Origin of the sequence: Pseudomonas jinjuensis (assembly GCF_900103845.1) — a bacterium.
Classification (GTDB): Bacteria; Pseudomonadota; Gammaproteobacteria; order Pseudomonadales; family Pseudomonadaceae; genus Pseudomonas; species Pseudomonas jinjuensis.
In genome coordinates this window covers 77,313-95,233 of the sequence record NZ_FNIJ01000005.1, presented here as the reverse complement: position 1 = coordinate 95,233, position 17,921 = coordinate 77,313, and the positions used below count along the sequence as shown (strand labels likewise).

The following is a 17,921-nucleotide window of genomic DNA, read 5'->3' as shown; positions in this document are numbered from 1 at the left end:
GCTAGGGATCGGGCACAGCACACGCCTCGGTCGAACGAGTGAGATTTGGAGTATTCATCGGCACAGCCCGCATCCCCCGCCGGGGTGAGGGCACGAGGAGGCCGGAATGCAGTCGCGACAGGTCGAAGGAGCGCACGCCCCCGGCGGAATGCCCTGCGACGGGATGTATACGCCAAATGGAGTAAGGTCGGAGCTAGTGCTAACGTGGCAGAATCGACCCACCCACAAGAACAAGATGCACACCGGCATGCCCCACATACCGGTGACTCGCAAGCGGAGTTTCCATGCCACGCAAACCGGACCTTTTCCAAGGCGTTATTCCGGCGGACACCGGTGAATTCCTGCCCAATCCGCACTCTGTGGACATCGGCGCCCCCGTCACCTGCCGCATCCAGCCCGGCAAGCTCGCCGTTCCCGCCACCCTCGGCAGCCACCTGCTGCGTGAAGATCTGCTGGAGCAGATGTCGCGGCTGGAAGGCAAGCGCCTGATCCTGATCCGCGCCGCCGCCGGCTTCGGCAAGACCACTCTGATGCAGCAGTTCCACCACCGCTGCCAGGCCAATGGGCGCAAGACGCTGTGGCTGAACGTCGACTCGGCGGACAACGACCTGTCCCGCTTCATCACCCACCTGGAGGCCGGCCTGTCGCGGCTCGCCGCGGGCGAGGCGGCGGATCCCGTGCCGGCCGCCATGGACCAGCAGGATCTCGGCCTGGAGCTGCTCGAGCGGATCAATCTGCTGGATGGGCCATTCGCCATCTTCCTCGACGAGTTCGAGGTGCTGCACAACCCTTCCCTGCTCAACTTCATCCAGCGCCTGCTGGAATTCATGCCGGCCTGTGGCGTGCTGGTAGTCACCTCGCGCACCACCCCGGACATCGGCCTCGGCCGCCTGCGGGCGCGCGGCCAGCTGCTGGAGATCAACCCCGGAGCGCTGCGCTTCTCCCTCGACGAAGCCACCCGCTTCATCCGCGAAAAACACCAGCTGGCGCTGGGCGATCGGGAGATCACCACTCTTTATAACTGTACCGAGGGCTGGATCACCGCCATCTACCTGGCGAGCCTGTCCCTGCAGGGGCGCGACGACCGCGCGGCCTTCGTCGCCTCGTTTTCCGGGTCCAACCTGGAGCTGGCGGAGTACCTCACCGAAGACATCCTCGCCCGGCAGAGCGAGTCGTGCCGCCAGTTCCTCCTCGATACCAGCGTGCTGACCCAGCTCAGCGCACCACTCTGCGCGGCGGTCACCGGGCGCAACGACTGCGCCGAGATGCTCGAGCACCTGGAACGCAGCAACCTGTTCCTCTATCCCACGGACAACGACCGCCACTGGTACCGCTACCACAGCCTGTTCGCCAGCTTCCTGCGCGACGCCCTGGAGCGCAGCCATCCCGGCCGCGCCGAAACGCTGCACCGCAGTGCGGCGCACTGGTTCCTGGAACAGCAGCGGCCGGTCACCGCCATCGAGCACCTGCTGCTGGCCGGCGCCAAGGCCGAAGCCGCCGAGCAGATCGACCGGCACGTGGTGGAACTCACCGATGCCGGCCGTTCGCGCCTGCTGCTGCGCTGGCCGGACCAGATTCCGACGGACATCCTGCAGCATTACCCACATCTGTGCCTGGCCTATGCCTGGAGCCTGGCGCTGCATCGGCGCTACGACGAAGCCATGAAGTGGGTGCAGCGCATGGAAGGCATGCATGACGAGGAATTGCGGCTGAAGGCGGAAACCGTCCGCTGCCTGGTACTGGTCCTCACCGACCGCACGCAGGAATGTTACGAGGCCGGCGTCCGTCACATCGATCGGCTGCCGCCCGAAGAAACCTTCCAGTACGGCGTGGTGGTCAACGCCCTCTCCTTCAGCATGCTCACCATCGGCCGCTACGATGAAGCCCGGCGCCTGATTTCGCGTGCCACCCTGCGCGACTCGCATCGTTCGAGCTTCCTGCGCATCATCACCACCAGCATCGAAGGCATCATCGATCTGGTCCAGGGTCGGATCGGCGCCGCGCTGTCGCGCCTGCAGGCGACGCTCGAGAGCAACCTCGCACGCAACACCGGCAAGGTCTTCGGCGGCCAGCCGTCGCTGGACATGGTGCTGGCGGCAACCCTTTACGAAGTCGATGAACTGGAAGAGGTCGCCCAGCGCCTCTCCGATGCAATGCCCTACGTCAAGGACGCCAGCCCGCCGGATTCGCTGATCAACTGCCATGTCCTGCTGGCGCGCATCGCCTACCTGCGTGGCGAACAGAACAGCTGCCAGCGCTACCTGTCGGATCTGGAGCTGATCGGCACCCGTTCGGGCTCGGCGCGCATCGTCTGCTCGGCGCGGCTCGAGCGGGCGCGGATAGCGGTGCTGGAGAACCGCCTGGAAAGCGCCGAACACCTGCTGCAGGCGGCGGAGATCTATGGCGACTGGGAAGACCCGGATATCCACTTCTACGCCAACGACACCGAAACGCCGAGCATCGCCCGCCTGCGCCTGCGCATCGCCACCGGCCAGTTCGCCGACGCCGCCGAGACACTGCACCAGGCCATAGAACTGAACCAGCAGAAGCAACTCTGCCGCCGGGTACTCAAGCTGCGCCTGCTGCACGCCCTGGCGCTGGACGGCCTCGGCGAGCAGGAGGCGGCCTTCGACGAACTGACCGAGGCGCTGCGCTTCGCCAGCCACGAGGGTTTCATCCGCATCTTCCTCGACGAAGGTCCCACGTTCGGCAGGCTGCTGCAGGACTGGGCCAGGTCGTTCCAGGCCACCAGCAGCCGCCTGGGCATCGAGCCGCGCTTCCTCGCCCGTCTGCTGCAGCGCATCGGCAGCGCGGACGAAGCGGCCAACCCGGCACGGGCCGGCGGCTCCCAGGAGGCGCTGACCGCCAGGGAGATTCAGGTGGTGCGCATGCTGGCGGCGGGCTACCGCAACAAGGTGATCGCCGAGAAGATGTTCCTCTCCGAATTCACCGTGAAGACCCATCTGCGCAACATCAGCGCCAAACTCGGCGCCCAGGGGCGGGTCGAGGCGGTGGCGATCGCGCGGGCAAGGGGGTTGCTGGACTGACCTGAGGGTGGAAAGCGCCAGGCGTTTTCCACCCTACGGCCTACCTTCCTACTATTCGCGAGCAAGCTCGCTCCTACAAAAACGTGACCTCTCGCTCCTGCATATGGAGAGCGTGACCTTGCCTGCAGGAGCGAGCTTGCTCGCGAAGAAAGCCTCCGATACCGCCAACGCCCTCAGGCCAGAATCCCCATCGCCTTCGCCCGCATGATCGCCTGGGTCCTGCGGTTGACGCCGAGCTTGCTGTTGATCTTCTTGGTGTGGGTCTTCACCGTGTTCAGGGAGATGTACAGGCTGGCGCCGACTTCCTCGTTGGACAGGCCGTCGGCCAGCAGCTTGAGCACCGATACCTCGCGGCGGGTCAGAAGGCTGTCCGGTTCCTTTTCCGGCATCACCGCCGGTTCGGCGCGGGAGCATTCCGCCGGCGCGGGCGTCAGCCAGTTCTGCAGGGCGCGCTGCAGGCCGGCATCGGGGCCTGCCTGGCATTCCACCGCAGTGCCGCCGGACGACCGGCATTCGCTGTCGAGCCAGCCGAAGGCTCTCTGCACCAGGCTGGCGACGTTGCGGAACTGCAGGCGCTCGCAAGTCTGGCGCAATGCCTCCAGACGCGCCCACCCCTGGGCATGCTGACCGCTGCCAAGCTCGGCGAGCGCCTGCAGGAACTGGCAGCGCTGGCGCAGGGATGGCACGTGCAGGGGCGGTAGCCGCGTCGCATCGACCTCTTCGTCCCGGGCCATGCGCAACACCCGTTGCCAGTCGCCCTGCCGCGCCAGCAGGCGCATGCCGAACATTTGCAGGGTTCCTTCGTAGCAGAACGGCAGGATCCGGGCGCAGTGCATGTGCCGTTCAGCCTCGTCCAGCAGCGAGCGGGCGCGATCGTGTTCGCCACGCATGGCGGCGATTTCCGCCAGACACAGACACCCATGGAGGATGAACGGATCGGCGGCCGAGCGAGCATGCCGCACGGCGTCCAGCAGCACCTCCTCGCCCGCCGGCAGAGCGCCGCGCAGCAAGTGGATCTCGCCCCGCAGCAGGAGCAGCCGGCAGAGCAGCAGGTCGTGCTGCCGGCCGCTGCGCTCCACCAGGTGCAGAGACTCGTCGAGCAGAACGGCGGCACGCTGGTGTTCGCCGGCGAGCAGTTCCAGGCGGATCAGGTCGCAGTTGACCAGCACTTCGCTGGCCAGGCACTCCTCGCGCCTGGCCAGTTCGAGGGCGGCCTGCATCAGGCGCCGGGCTTCCTCCGGCTGCCCGCTCGCCATCGCCACCCTGCCCAGGGTGAAATGGCAGAGCAAGGCGGCACGGCCGTCACTGTCGCCCAGCCAGCCCAGCGCGGCCTGGCAATGTTCACGCGCCGCCGCGGCATTGCCGCGTAGGCCCTGCACCGCGCCGTGCAGGGCCTGCCAGTTGGCCAGCAGGCGAATGTTGCGTGCGGCGCTCGGCTGCGGCAGGTAGTTGCCGAGCCTGTCCAGGCAGACCTGCGCCTCGTCCAGGCGCCAGCTGAAGAGCAGGGCCCGGGTGTTCTGGAAGATCAGCCGGGGCGTGCTTTCCATCAGCTCGGCGGGCAGGTTTCGACGCCAGTCGAGCAGTTGTTTCATGTGGTCCTCGGTCAGCAGCCAGTCCAGCCCCAGGCGATCCATGAAGCTGACGGCAACTTCCGGCTGGCCGGCGCCGAGGGCCATGTCGATGGCGTCGTCCACCTCGCCCAGCCTGCCGAGGATGCGGCAGGCGTGCAATTGCAGGCGGCCCAGCGTCGCCTTGTCGGCCAGTTCGCGCAGCGCCGGGACGAAGGCCGGCAGCAACTGGTACCAGCCCTCACGGGCAGGCACCGGTTGCAACAGCGACTGTTTCTGCAGCAGGGAGCGGAACATCGCACCACCGCCCTGCCCTTCCCACAGTTGGTCGCACAGCGTCTCGGAAACCTTGGGCAGATGGGCGATGCTCGCCAGCGCCGCCTGCTCGGCGGCATCCAGGCGACCGAGCAGTTCGCGCTGCAGGAACCCCCGCAGCCAGGCCGTAGCATCGCTGCCATCGCGCAGTGCCAGCAGCGACAGGCAGGCCCCGGCGCACCAGCCATGGGTGTCTCGCCAGATTCGCTCGGCCGCGCGCGGTGCAGGATGCCCGTCGAGACGGGAAGCCAGTGCGTCGAATTCGTCGCGGGTGAACGCCAGTTCACGGGCATCCAGTTCCAGCAACTGGTCCTCCAGCAGCAGGCGCGGCAAGTTCCACGCCGGCCGCTGACGGCTGCTCACCAGCAATTGCAGCGGCAGGTCGGGCTGGGCAAGCAGATCGTCGACCCATTCATCCATTTCCGCACAGGCATGCTGCGGGTAGTCGTCGAGAACCAGCCACAGCGGCTCCCGGCGCTCCTCCAGCAGGCGGCGCAGACTCGCGCGATCGAGGGATTCGCAACCCAGTGCGCGAGCGAGATGAGCGCAGAAGCGCTCCATCGACAGTGCCTGGCCGCCGAAGCCGATCCAGACGCGCACCTGCCCCGCCGGCAGGCTCTGCAGACATTCGCTGAGCAACGTGCTCTTGCCGTAACCGGCAGGCGCGCGCAGCAGGCGAAGGCGCCTGGGTTTACGCAGCAGGTCGAGCAGACGGGAACGCGGTACGTGCGCCGCAGGCAGCGCAGGACAATGACCGTGACAGAAAACCCGGGGACTGGAGCTGGACATGTGAATTCCGCCGACTGGATTGTTCTTCTGGCGTCAGCAGACCATTCACACCTTTGCGGGACAATCGCCCTTACGGAGTAGCGGTGGAGTAGACGCACCGGCGCCGCCCCCGAAGGAGCGGCGTCGGTTGCGCTGTATCAGCGGATGCCCGCGTTGCGCAGGGCGGCTGGGGTGAAGTCGCTGGACTTGGCCTGCAGCGTGAAGTCGATTCCACGCTTGGATTCGTTTTGCAGCGCCATGACCAGGTAGCGGCCGGAGATCAGGTCGTTCAAAGAGTTCGCCGCGTACAACGCCGTGCCCTGCTCGTAGTTGTTCACCGCGAAACCTTCGCCGACACGCCAGAGCTGCCCGCGACCGTCATACAGCTGGGACTCGACCGCCATCCAGGTGTCCTCGTCGAAGTAGTAGTGACGCTTGGCGTAGATGTGGCGCTGGCCGGGCTTGAGGGTAGCCTCCACTTCCCACACGCGGTGCAGTTCGTAGCGGGTCAGGTCCTGGTTGATATGACCGGGCTGGATGATGTCGGCGTACTTCAGCTTCGGCGACCACAGCCGGTAGTTGTTGTAGGGGATGTAGATTTCCTTCTTGCCGATCAGCTTCCAGTCATAGCGATCCGGAGCGCCGTTGTACATGTCCGAGTCGTCCGAGGTGCGCTGGCCGTCGGCAGCGGTGCCCGGACCGTCGTAGGCGACCTGCGGGGCGCGGCGCACGCGGCGCTGGCCGGCGTTGTAGGCCCAGGCCTGGCGGCCGTCGGTCACCTGATCGATGGTCTCGTGCACCAGCAGCACGTTGCCGGCCAGACGCGCCGGACTGGTCACGCGCTGCTTGTAGTAGAACAGCACGTTCTCGGTCTGCTTCGGATCGTCATCCTTGAGCAACTGCGGATAGCCGAGATCCTCCTCGAAGGTCACCGGAGTGAAGGAACCATCGACCTGCGGCACCGCCTGGGCGGTCAGCCGGCGCTGGTTCGGGCCACGGTAGCGGGTAATATGGTTCCACACCACCTCCAGGCCGTTCTTTGGAATCGGGAAGGCGTAGTTGCGCGAATCGGTGAAGTTGGCGAGGCTGTTCCCATCATTCGCCTCCTCGGTGTGCAGCGCACTGCGCTTTGCGGCGTCATAGATCGCCTGAGGGCTCGCGGCGGTGCGACGGGTCTGGTACACGGGAATCTTGTAGGTATCCGGATAGCGCTTGAACATCGCCATCTGGCCAGCGGTCAGCTTGTCCTTGTACTGGTCAGCGTTGGCGACGGTGATGGTGAACAGCGGCTTGTCATCCGGGAACGGATCGCTGAGGAAACCGTTTTCCACCTTGGCCGCGCCAGGCTGCAGGCCGCCGGTCCAGGCCGGGATGGTGCCGTCGGCATTTCCGGCCTTCTCGGCACCCAGCGGAGTCAGCGTGGTGCCCAGCTGGGCCGCCTCTTCCGGGGAGACCGCGGCCATCACGCTGCTGGCGAGCAGCGTGATGGCCAGGGCGCCGACATGGATCATTGTTCTTGTTTTCATGTAATAACCCTCGTATTTCTGAATGATCAGAAGTTCACACCAAAGCTGAGCGCCACGAAGTCGCGGTCAGTGTTGGTGTTGAAGTCGCCACCGAAGAAATCGGTGTAGCTGAGGCTCGCGGTGTAGGTGTTGCGGTAGTCCGCATCCACACCGACGCTGATGGCCTTGGAACCTTCGTCGAAGTTCGGGCCGGTGCCTTCCACGTCGTGCGACCACGCCATGTTCGGCTTGAAGTTGATGCCGGCGATCACGTTCGGGTAATCCAGCGAGCCGCGCAGGCGGTAGCCCCAGGAGTTGGTGGTGTAGAAGCCGTGGCTGTTGCACTCCTGCGCCGGGTTGCTGGCAGCGGGAGTACCCACGCCGGTACCACGGCAGCTCGCCAGACCGGCTGCGCCGGGCAGGATGCCCGAGCCGAAGATCGGGCTGCGACCGAAGCGCAGGTCGGTGCCGTCGCTGTCGCCCAGGCCATTGATGCGGTTGTAGCCCACTTCGCCGACCACGGTCAGACGCTCGGCGCCCATCACCTGGTCGAAGAACTTGGTCACGGTGGTCTGTGCCTGGAGGACCGGCATGCGCTTGTAACCGTTGACCACCCCGCCCGGAGTCGTGGTGATGAAGCCGGTGGTTGCCAGCGGCGAAACCGCCGAGCCGAAGGTCGCGCTGAGCAGGTCGGCAGTATTGAGCTGCAGCGGCATGTTCGGACGGTAGCTGACTTCGCCGCCGAGCGCGGCTCCGCCGATGTTGGTCTGGAAGCTCAGGCCATACAGGCGGATGTCTTCCGGGTAATCGATGAAATAGCCGCTATTGCGGATCGAGTTGATCTGCGCCAGGGCGGGGATCGTTGCGCCACCCGCGCCGGTGGTGCGAACGGTGCTCAGGTACGGGTTGCGACTGTGGTAGTTCATCGCATAGGCACCGAACTCGGTGTCGTTCAGCTCCGGCAGGTACCAGCGCAGGGCGATGCCGAACTGGCCACTGTCCTTGGCGTCATTGTCCTTGATACGCGGGACGAAGACGTTGGTGTCGGCATCCGGCAGACCCACGTTGTCGGAAACTCCCTGCGGCAGGTCGAGGCCGGCGGCCACCAGGCGGTCGTTGCAGCCTTGCGGAAGCGCGTCGTTGCCAAAGAAGGTGCCGCAGTTGTCAGTGACGGTCTTGTCCCACTCGAGCTGGTAGAAGGCCTCGGCGGTGAGGTTCTCGGTCAGGCCCTGGGAGACATAGAGCAGGTTGACCGGAATCAGGCCTTCCTTCACCTCGGCGCCCGGACGGCGCAGGGCGGCGGCGTCGATCGGGTTGATCGAGTTGATGCTGTTCTGGATGAAGGTGCTCTCGCCCCAGCTCACCACCTGCTTGCCCAGGCGCACGTTGCCCGGCAGGTCAGCGAGGTTGTAGTTGTAGTAGACGAAGCTGTCGAGGAACATCGCCCCGGAAGACTTCGCCGCGCGATCACGGCCGCTGTCGTCGATGTCGTAGAAGTGCTGGTGGCCGTCCTTCAGCTCGAAGTCGTACCAGTACTTGCCACGCACGAAAGCACCGCCATCGCCGTATTTCAGTTCCAGGTCATGCACGCCCTTGAAGATGGTCGAGAAGTTCTCGCCACTCTTGAAGTTCCGGCGGTTGTCGTCGGCGGTACGGGTCGAAGCCCGGCCGTCGGTGGCACCGCCGTTGTTGGACATGAAATCCTTGTCGGGGCTGGTGGTGGACCAGCTGCCGCCTACAGACAGCGACGAATCGAACTGCCCCTCGATCTCCCCAATGGAAAAGTTCACGGCTTGAGCCTGAGAGGCGACCGCCAGGGTTACAGCGGCGGCCAGGGCATGCGGTCGGAAAATTCCGCGCATTGTTATTGTTGGCATGCGGTGCTCCAAGTGGATGTTGCGTTTAGTGAGTGCATGCTAATCAGCCGCCGGAACCCGCCAAAGCGCCTGCTCGGGTGATTTTTGGGGTCACCCTCGAGGGTGATATTCATGCTTTCCGGAGCTGTTCCGGCGCCATGAACAGCCCCGCAGAGGGCGTTGTCGTTGCGCCGTTGGGTAGGAACTTCCCAACCCCGGGTTCAGTGCGCGCCCATCCGGCCCCCGCCGCGGCGGGGGCTCTCGACGGAAGCTTGGGTGAGCTCATGCCGGAGCCGTTGCGAGCGGCATTCGGGGATGGGTGACGGCCTCGCGCGGCTGGCTCAGACCGATCCGGGCGCTGACCTGGCCAGCGGCAACTTGAACTCCAGCAGCCAGACTTCCCCGTCAGCGCCGCCCGCCGGATCCTGCCGCCGGATCTGCGCGCCCAGGACATCGAGCAGGCTCCGCAGATGTACCAGCGTCAACCGGTCGGAGCCCTGCCCGTCCAGAGCCCCAGCGGCATGTTCCCCCGTCGAATGGATCTCCAGCAGGAACTTCATGAAGCCGCCGGGAATGACGCTCGAATGCAGCGTCAGACGTATTCGCGGCCTTGCCTCGCCGCGGACCAGCAGCCGCAGCAACGAATCGAGCAACTGGGAGTAATGCGCGACATCGATCCAGGCCACAGTGAGGGCGAGATCGTGCGAATCGATCACCAGTTCCCCTCCTCCCTCCAGCAACTGGCCACGCAGCGCTTCGAGAATCTCTCCGGTCAGCTCGCCCAGATGACGCGCCTCGGTGCCTGGCGCAGTCTGCAGCAGGTCCAGGTCGATCAGCAGTTCCACCTTGTCCAGCACCTTCTGCATGTCGCTCAGCACGTGGGCCCCATTCCCCAGCGCCTTGCGTATCTGCTCGATATCGTCCAGCCGGTTCGCCGCCGCCATCAGCGAATCCATGACCTTCAGCAGCGGATACAGCTCCAGGGCAACGGCCGACAGTGCCTCGCTCTTCATCCGGCTCATCGATTCGACAAGCGCCTTCTCGTGGCGCAGCTCGATCAGCACGGAGTCCCGCCGGGAGAGATTGCGCGTACCGCCAACCATGCCGATCACCCTGCCCTGCGAGTCCCGGTAGGGCGTGCACCAGACATAGGTCGGCTGGGCCTGGCCGTGTTCCTCGATGACACTCTCCAGGGCCAGGGACTCCTCGTTCTCGACGGCTTCCCGGTAACGCCGCGCGATGCGTTCGCGCAACTCCGGCGAGTACCAGGGCGAATCCTCGAGCCGGAGCCCACAGATTTCCTCGAAGCTCCTGACGCCCACCCGTTCGAGGAAATGACTGTTGCACATCAGCAGCCGCCCCTCGCGGTCCCTCACCATCATCGGCGCAGGAACCGCGTCCACCAGCGCCCGCAGCATGGTGTGCTCCTTCTCCAGTTCGGCGGCCTGGGGCAGTTCGGCGGGCGGAGCGGAGACATCCGCTACCGTTTTCACCAACCCGGTGGTGCGCGCCACCTCCAGCAACTGGAAGGTCGAGCTGACATGGAGCTTTTGCTGGAGCCGTACCTTGTAGGTGCTGACCGTCTTGTAGCTGAGTGCCAACTGATCGGCGATCTGCTGGTTGCTCAAGCCCTTGGCGAGCAGCTGCAGCACGGTCAGTTCGCGCGCGGACAGCTGTCCGATTTCGTTTCGCCGCTGTGCTGCGGAGGTGTCGAAATCCTTCGACTGGGCCACGACGCTGGGAAAATAGCAGCGACCGTGCAGGACCGAACTGACCGCGATTTCCAGGTCGTCCAGGGCCTCGATCTTGCTGACATAGGCATCCGCCCCGGCCTGCATGGAACGGCTGGCATACAGGTCGCTTTCCTGGCTGCTGTAGATCACCACCCGCGTGCCGTTGCCGCCGGACTTCAGCCGACGGACGAGATCCAGGCCGCCCAGGCGCGGTATGCCGAGTTCGGTGATCAGCAGATCGGGCTTGAGCTGCCGGCACTGCGACAGGGCGTCCGGTCCGTTGTCCGCCTCACCGATGACCTCGTGTCCTGCGCGTTCCAGCATCGAACGCAGTGCCGCGCGGATCACCGGAAGACGATCCGCGATCAGGATTGTGCTCATGGCAGAGTTTCCGTCTGCGGCATTTCCCGACGCTGTAGCTTAGTTCACCACGGATCGGCAGCCAGCGGACAGCCGGAAGCCCGGCGCTACGCAGGATAGCGCCGGGCTTCCGGTTGGATGTGCGGCACCGGGGGCCACGCCGCCCGGGCCCGCAGCGGTCATTGATAGACGATATCCAGCGTGGTCCGGCGGTTCGGCGCCAGGCATTCGATCACATGGGCAGTGGCCGGGCCGGGGCATTCGATCTTCGGCATGGCGGCACCGAGGCCGGCGATGCTGATCACGTTGGCCGGCACGCCACGGCGTACCAGCAGATCACGCACGCTGGCGGCGCGCTGGCGGGAGAGTTCCAGGTTGCTCTCCTGGCTGCCGATCCGGTCGGTGTAGCCGGTGACCTGGATGCTCCGCACCTGGCGGGTCGCGAGCTGGTCGGCGAGATGGCCGAGCTCGGTTTCACCGCGCGGGCTGAGTACCGCGCTGCCGAAGGCGAAGGTGGTGTCGGCGGACAGGGTCAGCGATTCCGCCCTCGCCGGGGCCGGTTCTTCAGCCTGGGCCAGGCAGTCTGCCGGTTGGAAATGGAAGGAACGCGCCAGCATGTCCTTGTCGAACAGCACCTTGTACTGGCAGACCTTGTCCGGCTGCCCGTTCGGCTGGCGGAATTTCAGGATGTAATCCCACTCCCGCACGCCGAACATGCCTTCCTTGAACTGCGGCGGGCCAATCAGCTCCTGGATCTGCGCCTTGGTCATGCCGTCGGCGATCTTGCCGAGGTTTTCCTGGTTGACGTAGCTGCCGTCGGGACGGGTGGCCTTGCTGACGGCGGGGAATACCGGCTCCTGGGTCATGCCCTGGGAGTCGACCTTGCTGACGGTGCTGGTGCAGGCGGTGATGGTTGCCAGTGCGGCTGCAGCCACAGCGAAGCGAAGGGTATTGCGGGTTGCCCTGAACATGTTGATTACCTCGAATTCCTGTAGTGGGTGAGGCCCGGCGAGCGCCGGGCCCGGGCCTAGCGGCGAAGGGTTACCACTGGTAACCGACGCCGACCCCGACGCCCACTTCACCCTGGCTGTCCGCACTGCCCTGCAGTTTGGTCACCCACTTGCCGTTGTCGGAGATGCGCGACACGCCGACCGACAGCGCCGACTGGCCGCGATAACCGCTGACGCCGACCGCGGCCATGCTGGCGCCCGGCTCGTAGGGCTGCGGCAGGCTGGCCATGGCCATGGCCCCGGCGATCCCCGCACTGAGGGTGTCGTCCTGCTCGTCGAGGTCGTTCTTCAGGGCGTTGTAACGCGAGTCGGTATAGGCATTGGCGTTGTTGGCAACGCTACCCACGCTCTTGTTCAACTGGTCGAGGTTGACCGCGTCGGTACCTGCGGTACCGGCCCCCACGTTGGTGATCTGCCGTTCGTTGCCGGCGCTGCCCACCGACACGCTGTTGGCACGGTCTGCCACCGAGTTGGCGCCCAGGGCGACGGAGTTGTCGGCGGTGGCCTGGGCGTTGGAGCCGATAGCCGTGCTGTTGGCGCCGGAGGCGATGGCACCAGCGCCGCCAGCCGTCGCGTCGGCTCCGGTCGGCCGCGGATGCGCGCGGCGGCTGGTGTTGTTCACCTGGAACATGCCTTCCGTGCCATTGTCGATGTTGGTCACGTAGGTATCGATCCGGTTGACGGTGCCCTCGACGTTGGTGACGCGGTTGTCCACGTTGGTGACGGTGGTGTTGACCTGGTTGATCGAGTCGTCGGTGTATTGCTTCGACTCGGCTACCGCGCCGTCCAGTTGCCGCAGGTTGACCGCATCGGTGGCCTGCCTGCCGTCGGCGACGTTGCTGATGGTGCGGGTTTCTCCGGTGGCGGCGTTACCCACCGAGACGGTGCCGACGGTGTCGTTCTGCGCATTGGAGTACTTGCCGACGTAGCTTTCCGCACCGCGGCCGTTGTCGCTGGCGCCCTGGCCGAGCGCCACGCTGCCGCTGGCCGAGGCATTGGCACCCTGGCCGACGGCGGTGCTGCCCGCGCCGGACGCACTGGCCTCGTCACCCATGGCTATCGAGCCGGCGCCCGATGCCTGCGCGTTGGGGCCGACCGCGATCGAGTCGGTGCCGATAGCCTGCGAGTCGGCCTTCACGGAATTGGCATGGAAGTACTTGATGCCGCCGCCGTTGTTGATGTTGTTGATCTGGTTGCTGACGTCGAACAGCTGCGAACCGTTGATCGCATCGGTGCTGTCCGCGCTGACGTCACCGTCGGCGATGCCGGTGATCTTGCCGTTGTCGTTGATGGTGATGTCGCCGAACTTCGGCGCATCGGCCATCTGCAGCGAGACGATACCGGTATTCGGATCGACGACGGTCTTCAGGTTGGCGCCGGAGTAGGTGCCTGCGGTGGTGGCCCCACCCCTGATGATCAGGGTTTCTCCCAGGTTACGATGCACGGGGTCGCCTTCGTTGCCAGCAAAATCCAGGCCCCTGGTGGTCAGTTCGCCACCCTGCGCATTCAACTGATCGAGGTTCACCGCATCGCTACCGTCCACGCCGGGCGCGAGGTTGGTGATCCTGGTGTGGTTCATGTCGATGCCGCCCACAGTGATGCTCGGACCATTGTTGATGGTCAGGCCGGCGTTGTTGATCAGGGTGTCGCCCATAGTGACGCTGTCGAGGTCCAGGTCACGGTTGAGAGTGACGGTCACCTGGCCGTCCTGGTCCGCACCGCTCTGGGCCACGCCGATGTTGCTGTCGCCGCTGAAGGTAACGTTGCCGTTCGGGCCGATGTTGGCGCTGTTGCCGGCGGCGTCGCTGACGTTCCAGCCGGCCGAGGCCAGGTCCCTCACATCAGTGAGCTGATCGACGTTCACCGCATCGCCACCGTCCACGCCGGGCGCGAGGTTGGTGATCCTGGTGTGATTCATGTCGATGCCACCCACAGTGATGCTCGGGCCATTGTTGATGGTCAGGCCGGCGTTGTTGATCAGGGTGTCGCCCATAGTGACGCTGTCGAGGTCCAGGTCACGGTTGAGAGTGACGGTCACCTGGCCGTCCTGGTCCGCACCGCTCTGGGCCACGCCGATGTTGCTGTCGCCACTGAAGGTAACGTTGCCATTCGGGCCTATATTGGCGCTGTTGCCGTCGGCGTCGCTGACGTTCCAGCCGGCCGAGGCCAGATCGGCCACGCCCTTGAGCTGCGCCACGTTGACGGCATCGGTCTCTTGCAAACCTGCGGCCACACCGGTGATCTGGCGAGTCTTTCCGGTAGCCGCATCGCCTACGCTGACGGCACCCAGAGTGCTCTTCCAGGTAGCGCTGGTATCGGTGGAAGCCAGCTTCGTCAACGGGTCGAACCCCGCGATACCGGCAGCAGTATTGGCGACCGAGCCTGCGCCAAGGGCAACACCGTCGGTGATGGAAGCTGTCGCTCCGTTGCCCAGGGCGATCGAGTTGACAGCTCCGGTCGAAACCACCGCGGCGTTACCGATGGCAATGGCACTGTTGGCCCCCGTCTGGGCCTTGGCATTGTTACCAATGGCGAGAGCATTGGTCGCCGACGTAGCAGCCTGATAGCCAATCGCCGCCGAATTGTCGCCGGCCGCATTCGATCCGTTGCCGATCGCAACCGCGCTTCCCCTGGACGCGACGGCGTTCGAGCCCACCGCCGTACTGAAGGAGCCACTGGCAGTGGCAGAGTGACCCAATGCAGAAGCCGCAGCTCCGCTCGCCACGGCATTCGCGCCCACGGCCGTCGTGTTGTTGCTCGACGCGGTTGCCGATGTTCCGATGGCCAAGGCATGGTCGTTCGAAGCGCTTGAATTCAGGCCAATCGCAATCATGTCGGTATGCGCCGAATTCGCACTCGACGCTACTGCGTTGTGCCCCACTGCAATGGTGTCGTTGTTGGTGGACCTCGCCGCATCCCCCATGGCAATGCCACTTCGACCGGTGGCCGTCGCGCCTACACCAGCCGCCAGTGCGTTGATACCGGTCGCGCCGTCGTTGTTGTAGTTGCCGCCCACCGTGCCGTTGTCGTTGACGCTGTAGTAGTGAGTCTGTGCGGCCGTGAGCTGCGCCACATTGACCGCATCGGTGTCATCCGCGCCGGCCGACAGACCGGTGATGCGGCGGTCACCGATATTCACTTCGCCGGTGGCGGTACCGCCCACCAGGTAGGCCTCATTAACCAGGGTGGTGCCATTCGCGACGGAGCCGGCACCCAGGGCGACGCTGCCATCATGGCTGGATACTGCGCCGGTACCCAGGGCCAGGGCGCTCGCTGCGGAGGATTGCGCGTTGTTGCCGATGGCGATGGAGTCCTGGCCGGTGGCGGTGGTGCCATCGGTGGCGGAGACGTTGCCGATCGCCATGGCGTTGGTGCCGTTGCGCACATCGTTCAGGCCAAGGCGGCCACCGTTGACGAACAGCTCGTTGCCGAGAGTCAGCGAGTCGCTGCCGGTCTGGGTGCCCGATCCGTAGAACAGGACGCGGCCGGTCTGCGATGCCTTGTCGCCGGAATCACAGTTGGCGATCGCATTGGGATTGTCAGCTTGTGTCAGGTACTGCCAGCCGGTTTGTCCCTGAGCACCGGTATCGAGGACACGAATGCAACCGCTGTCAGCCCCCGATACCTTGTCGCTGTCATTGACGAACAACCCGGGAGCACCAATGGCCTCTTCCGACATGCCGCCGCCCATCAGCGCAGCCGTCAGCGTCAGGACCGCGCCGATCGGCGTCGAGGGATGCGCCATCACGCGCAGGAAGCCGTCGCTCTCGCGGCCCACTAGGGCCTCGCCCTCGCCGATTACATGTGAGCCGCCCTGCTTGCCATGCTCCTTGGCGTGCTCGGAGGCGACCACCCAGCCGCCTTGGGAAGTGTTCCAGACCAGACGATAGATCTTGTTCACAATGAAACTCCTGCCGGGAACCGTGCCCCGGGATAACTGGGAAAGGAGTAAAAACTTGCGAACGCGAGCTATCTGGCGCGGGTTGCCAGTTCGATCAGTGAAGGCACCGCGGTATTGGCGGATCCATGAAAGGATGGCGGTCGACACCGATGCCTCGATACTGCCGAACCGGTGCGGTGTTTCTTCTCCACCCTGGAGCACCCGCCAGCGGCGTTCGATGCGCGAAGGCTACGGAGGGCTGAAGGAGGAATATGTCAGAGCACTTTGGCTTCATCTGTAGGAGTGGCTCTGAGTTTGGGAAGCTTGCAGGCACGCTACCCGTGCGCTATTCCGCCGCAGCGGCATGCCGGGAAGCCGCGTAATAGACAGCCTGCGAACTCTCAAAGCAGTCCCTCGGCCATCCTGCGAGCATGGAAAGTGACTACAGATCGGGCAATTGCTGCCCGCTCCTTCCTACAGCTCCGGCAGGAAATCCCTAACATATCGACGTCAGACAACTGGGAAAATCGTAGGTCGGGTGCCACCCGCCGCGTGGGCGTAGCTCAGCCAGAACACTATCCCTGCAGGAGCCAGCTTGCTGGCGATCCGGAAGTTACCGGCGCCACCCAGGCAGCCGGCTGGCACATCCATCGCCAGCAAGCTGGCTCCTGCGAAGAGCAGCCCCCCCGACGCCCCGCGTCCGAACGGGCCTGAGACACTCGTAGATACCGTGCCTCTACCCGCGGGGGCAAGGCCAGTACGTAGGGTGGATCACGCTCCATCGATCCACCACGGCCGCGCAGGCGGCCCCGCAATGGTGGATGGAAGAGCGCCATCCACCCTACGTTTCGCTGCCCCCCCTGAGTTCCGCGTAGGGCGGGTACAACCCGCCGCGTGGGCGTAGCTCGGCCAGAACACTATCCCTGTAGGAGCCAGCTTGCTGGCGATCCGGAAGTTACCGGCGCCACCCAGGCAGCCGGCTGGCACATCCATCGCCAGCAAGCTGGCTCCTACGAAGAGCAGCCCCCCGACGCCCCGCGTCCGAACGGGCCTGAGACACTCGTAGATACCGTGCCTCTACCCGTGGGGGCAAGGCCAGTACGTAGGGTGGATCACGCTCCATCGATCCACCACGGCCGCGCAGGCGGCCCCGGAATGGTGGATGGAAGAGCGCCATCCACCCTACGTTCGCTGCCCCCCTGAGTTCCGCGTAGGGCGGTACAACCCGCCGCGTGCCCCCCATTACTCAGCCAGAACACTATCCCCTGTAGGAGCCAGCTTGCTGGCGATCCGGAAGTTACCGGCGCCACCCAGGCAGCCGGCCAGGCTGGCCAGCTCGGTTCTGCCCGGCTCGCTCAGCACCGCACTGCCGAAGGCAAAGGTGGCATCGGCGGAGAGTGTCAGCGATTCGCTCTTCACCGGCGCCGGTTGCTCTTCAGCCCTGGCCCGGCAGTCCTCCGGGTAGTAGTAGAAGGAACGTGCCAGCAGGTTCTCGTCGAACAGCACCTTGTACTGGCAGACCTGGTCCGGCTGCCCGTTCGGCTGACGGAACTTCAGGATGTAGTCCCACTCGCGCACACCGAACATGCCTTCCTTGAAGTGCGGTGAGCCGATCAGTTCCTGGATCTGCGCCTTGGTCATGCCGCTCGCGATCTTGCCGAGGTTTTCCAGGTTGGCGTAGCTGCCGTCAGGGCGGGTGGCCTGGCTGGTTTCAGGGAATACCGGTTCCTGGGTGATGCCCTGGGAATCGACGTCACTGATGGTGCGGGTGCCGCAGGCGGCAAGGGCCGCCAGGGCGGTCGCCGCTACGGCGAAGCGGAGGGTATTGCGGGTTGCCTTGAACATGTTGAGTACCTTGAATTCCTGTCGTGGGTGAAGG

Annotated in this window: 8 protein-coding genes; 1 reads left to right on the top strand and 7 read right to left on the bottom strand. The window is 65.1% G+C overall.

The genetic code is table 11. The features are described from left to right. The first annotated feature begins 284 nt into the window (after positions 1-284). Entirely contained in the window at positions 285-3,047 is a 2,763-nt protein-coding gene (locus tag BLR75_RS08620; protein WP_084310667.1) for a winged helix-turn-helix domain-containing protein, read from the top strand. 173 nt (positions 3,048-3,220) lie between these two features. Here BLR75_RS08620 and BLR75_RS08615 read toward each other — a convergent pair whose 3' ends face one another. From BLR75_RS08615 to BLR75_RS08585, 7 genes are all read right to left on the bottom strand, one after another. Then, complete coding sequence (locus BLR75_RS08615; RefSeq protein WP_090416036.1) at positions 3,221-5,719, bottom strand: helix-turn-helix transcriptional regulator; 2,499 nt, start codon at positions 5,717-5,719, stop codon at positions 3,221-3,223. 137 nt (positions 5,720-5,856) lie between these two features. Beyond that, on the bottom strand, positions 5,857-7,224 hold the full coding sequence (locus tag BLR75_RS08610) for a DUF1329 domain-containing protein (RefSeq protein ID WP_084310669.1): 1,368 nt from the start codon (positions 7,222-7,224) through the stop codon (positions 5,857-5,859). A 26-nt stretch (positions 7,225-7,250) separates the two neighbouring features. Continuing rightward, positions 7,251-9,080: a DUF1302 domain-containing protein gene (locus tag BLR75_RS08605; protein ID WP_084310670.1), complete on the bottom strand. Its 1,830-nt coding sequence runs from the start codon at positions 9,078-9,080 to the stop codon at positions 7,251-7,253. Between the two features lie 320 nt (positions 9,081-9,400). Further along, positions 9,401-11,173, bottom strand: a complete 1,773-nt coding sequence (locus BLR75_RS08600) for a response regulator (RefSeq protein WP_084310671.1) — start codon at positions 11,171-11,173, stop codon at positions 9,401-9,403. 158 nt (positions 11,174-11,331) lie between these two features. Then, entirely contained in the window at positions 11,332-12,123 is a 792-nt protein-coding gene (locus BLR75_RS08595; protein ID WP_084310672.1) for an OmpA family protein, read from the bottom strand. Positions 12,124-12,193: 70 nt separating this feature from the next. Beyond that, a complete protein-coding gene (locus BLR75_RS27190; protein WP_169720223.1) occupies positions 12,194-16,063 on the bottom strand; it encodes a YadA-like family protein in 3,870 nt (1,289 codons plus the stop codon). A gap of 1,221 nt (positions 16,064-17,284) precedes the next feature. Continuing rightward, positions 17,285-17,887 carry an outer membrane protein assembly factor BamE gene (locus BLR75_RS08585; RefSeq protein ID WP_084313277.1) on the bottom strand — a complete coding sequence of 201 codons (603 nt, stop codon included), beginning with the start codon at positions 17,885-17,887 and terminating at the stop codon, positions 17,285-17,287. Positions 17,888-17,921: the final 34 nt, after the last annotated feature.

Coding starts and splice junctions, on each gene's coding strand:
- BLR75_RS08605 (WP_084310670.1), bottom strand. CDS start 9,080: ATGCCAACAATAACAATGCGCGGAATTTTCCGACCGCATGCCCTGGCC.
- BLR75_RS08595 (WP_084310672.1), bottom strand. CDS start 12,123: ATGTTCAGGGCAACCCGCAATACCCTTCGCTTCGCTGTGGCTGCAGCC.
- BLR75_RS08620 (WP_084310667.1), top strand. CDS start 285: ATGCCACGCAAACCGGACCTTTTCCAAGGCGTTATTCCGGCGGACACC.
- BLR75_RS08585 (WP_084313277.1), bottom strand. CDS start 17,887: ATGTTCAAGGCAACCCGCAATACCCTCCGCTTCGCCGTAGCGGCGACC.
- BLR75_RS08615 (WP_090416036.1), bottom strand. CDS start 5,719: ATGTCCAGCTCCAGTCCCCGGGTTTTCTGTCACGGTCATTGTCCTGCG.
- BLR75_RS08610 (WP_084310669.1), bottom strand. CDS start 7,224: ATGAAAACAAGAACAATGATCCATGTCGGCGCCCTGGCCATCACGCTG.
- BLR75_RS08600 (WP_084310671.1), bottom strand. CDS start 11,173: ATGAGCACAATCCTGATCGCGGATCGTCTTCCGGTGATCCGCGCGGCA.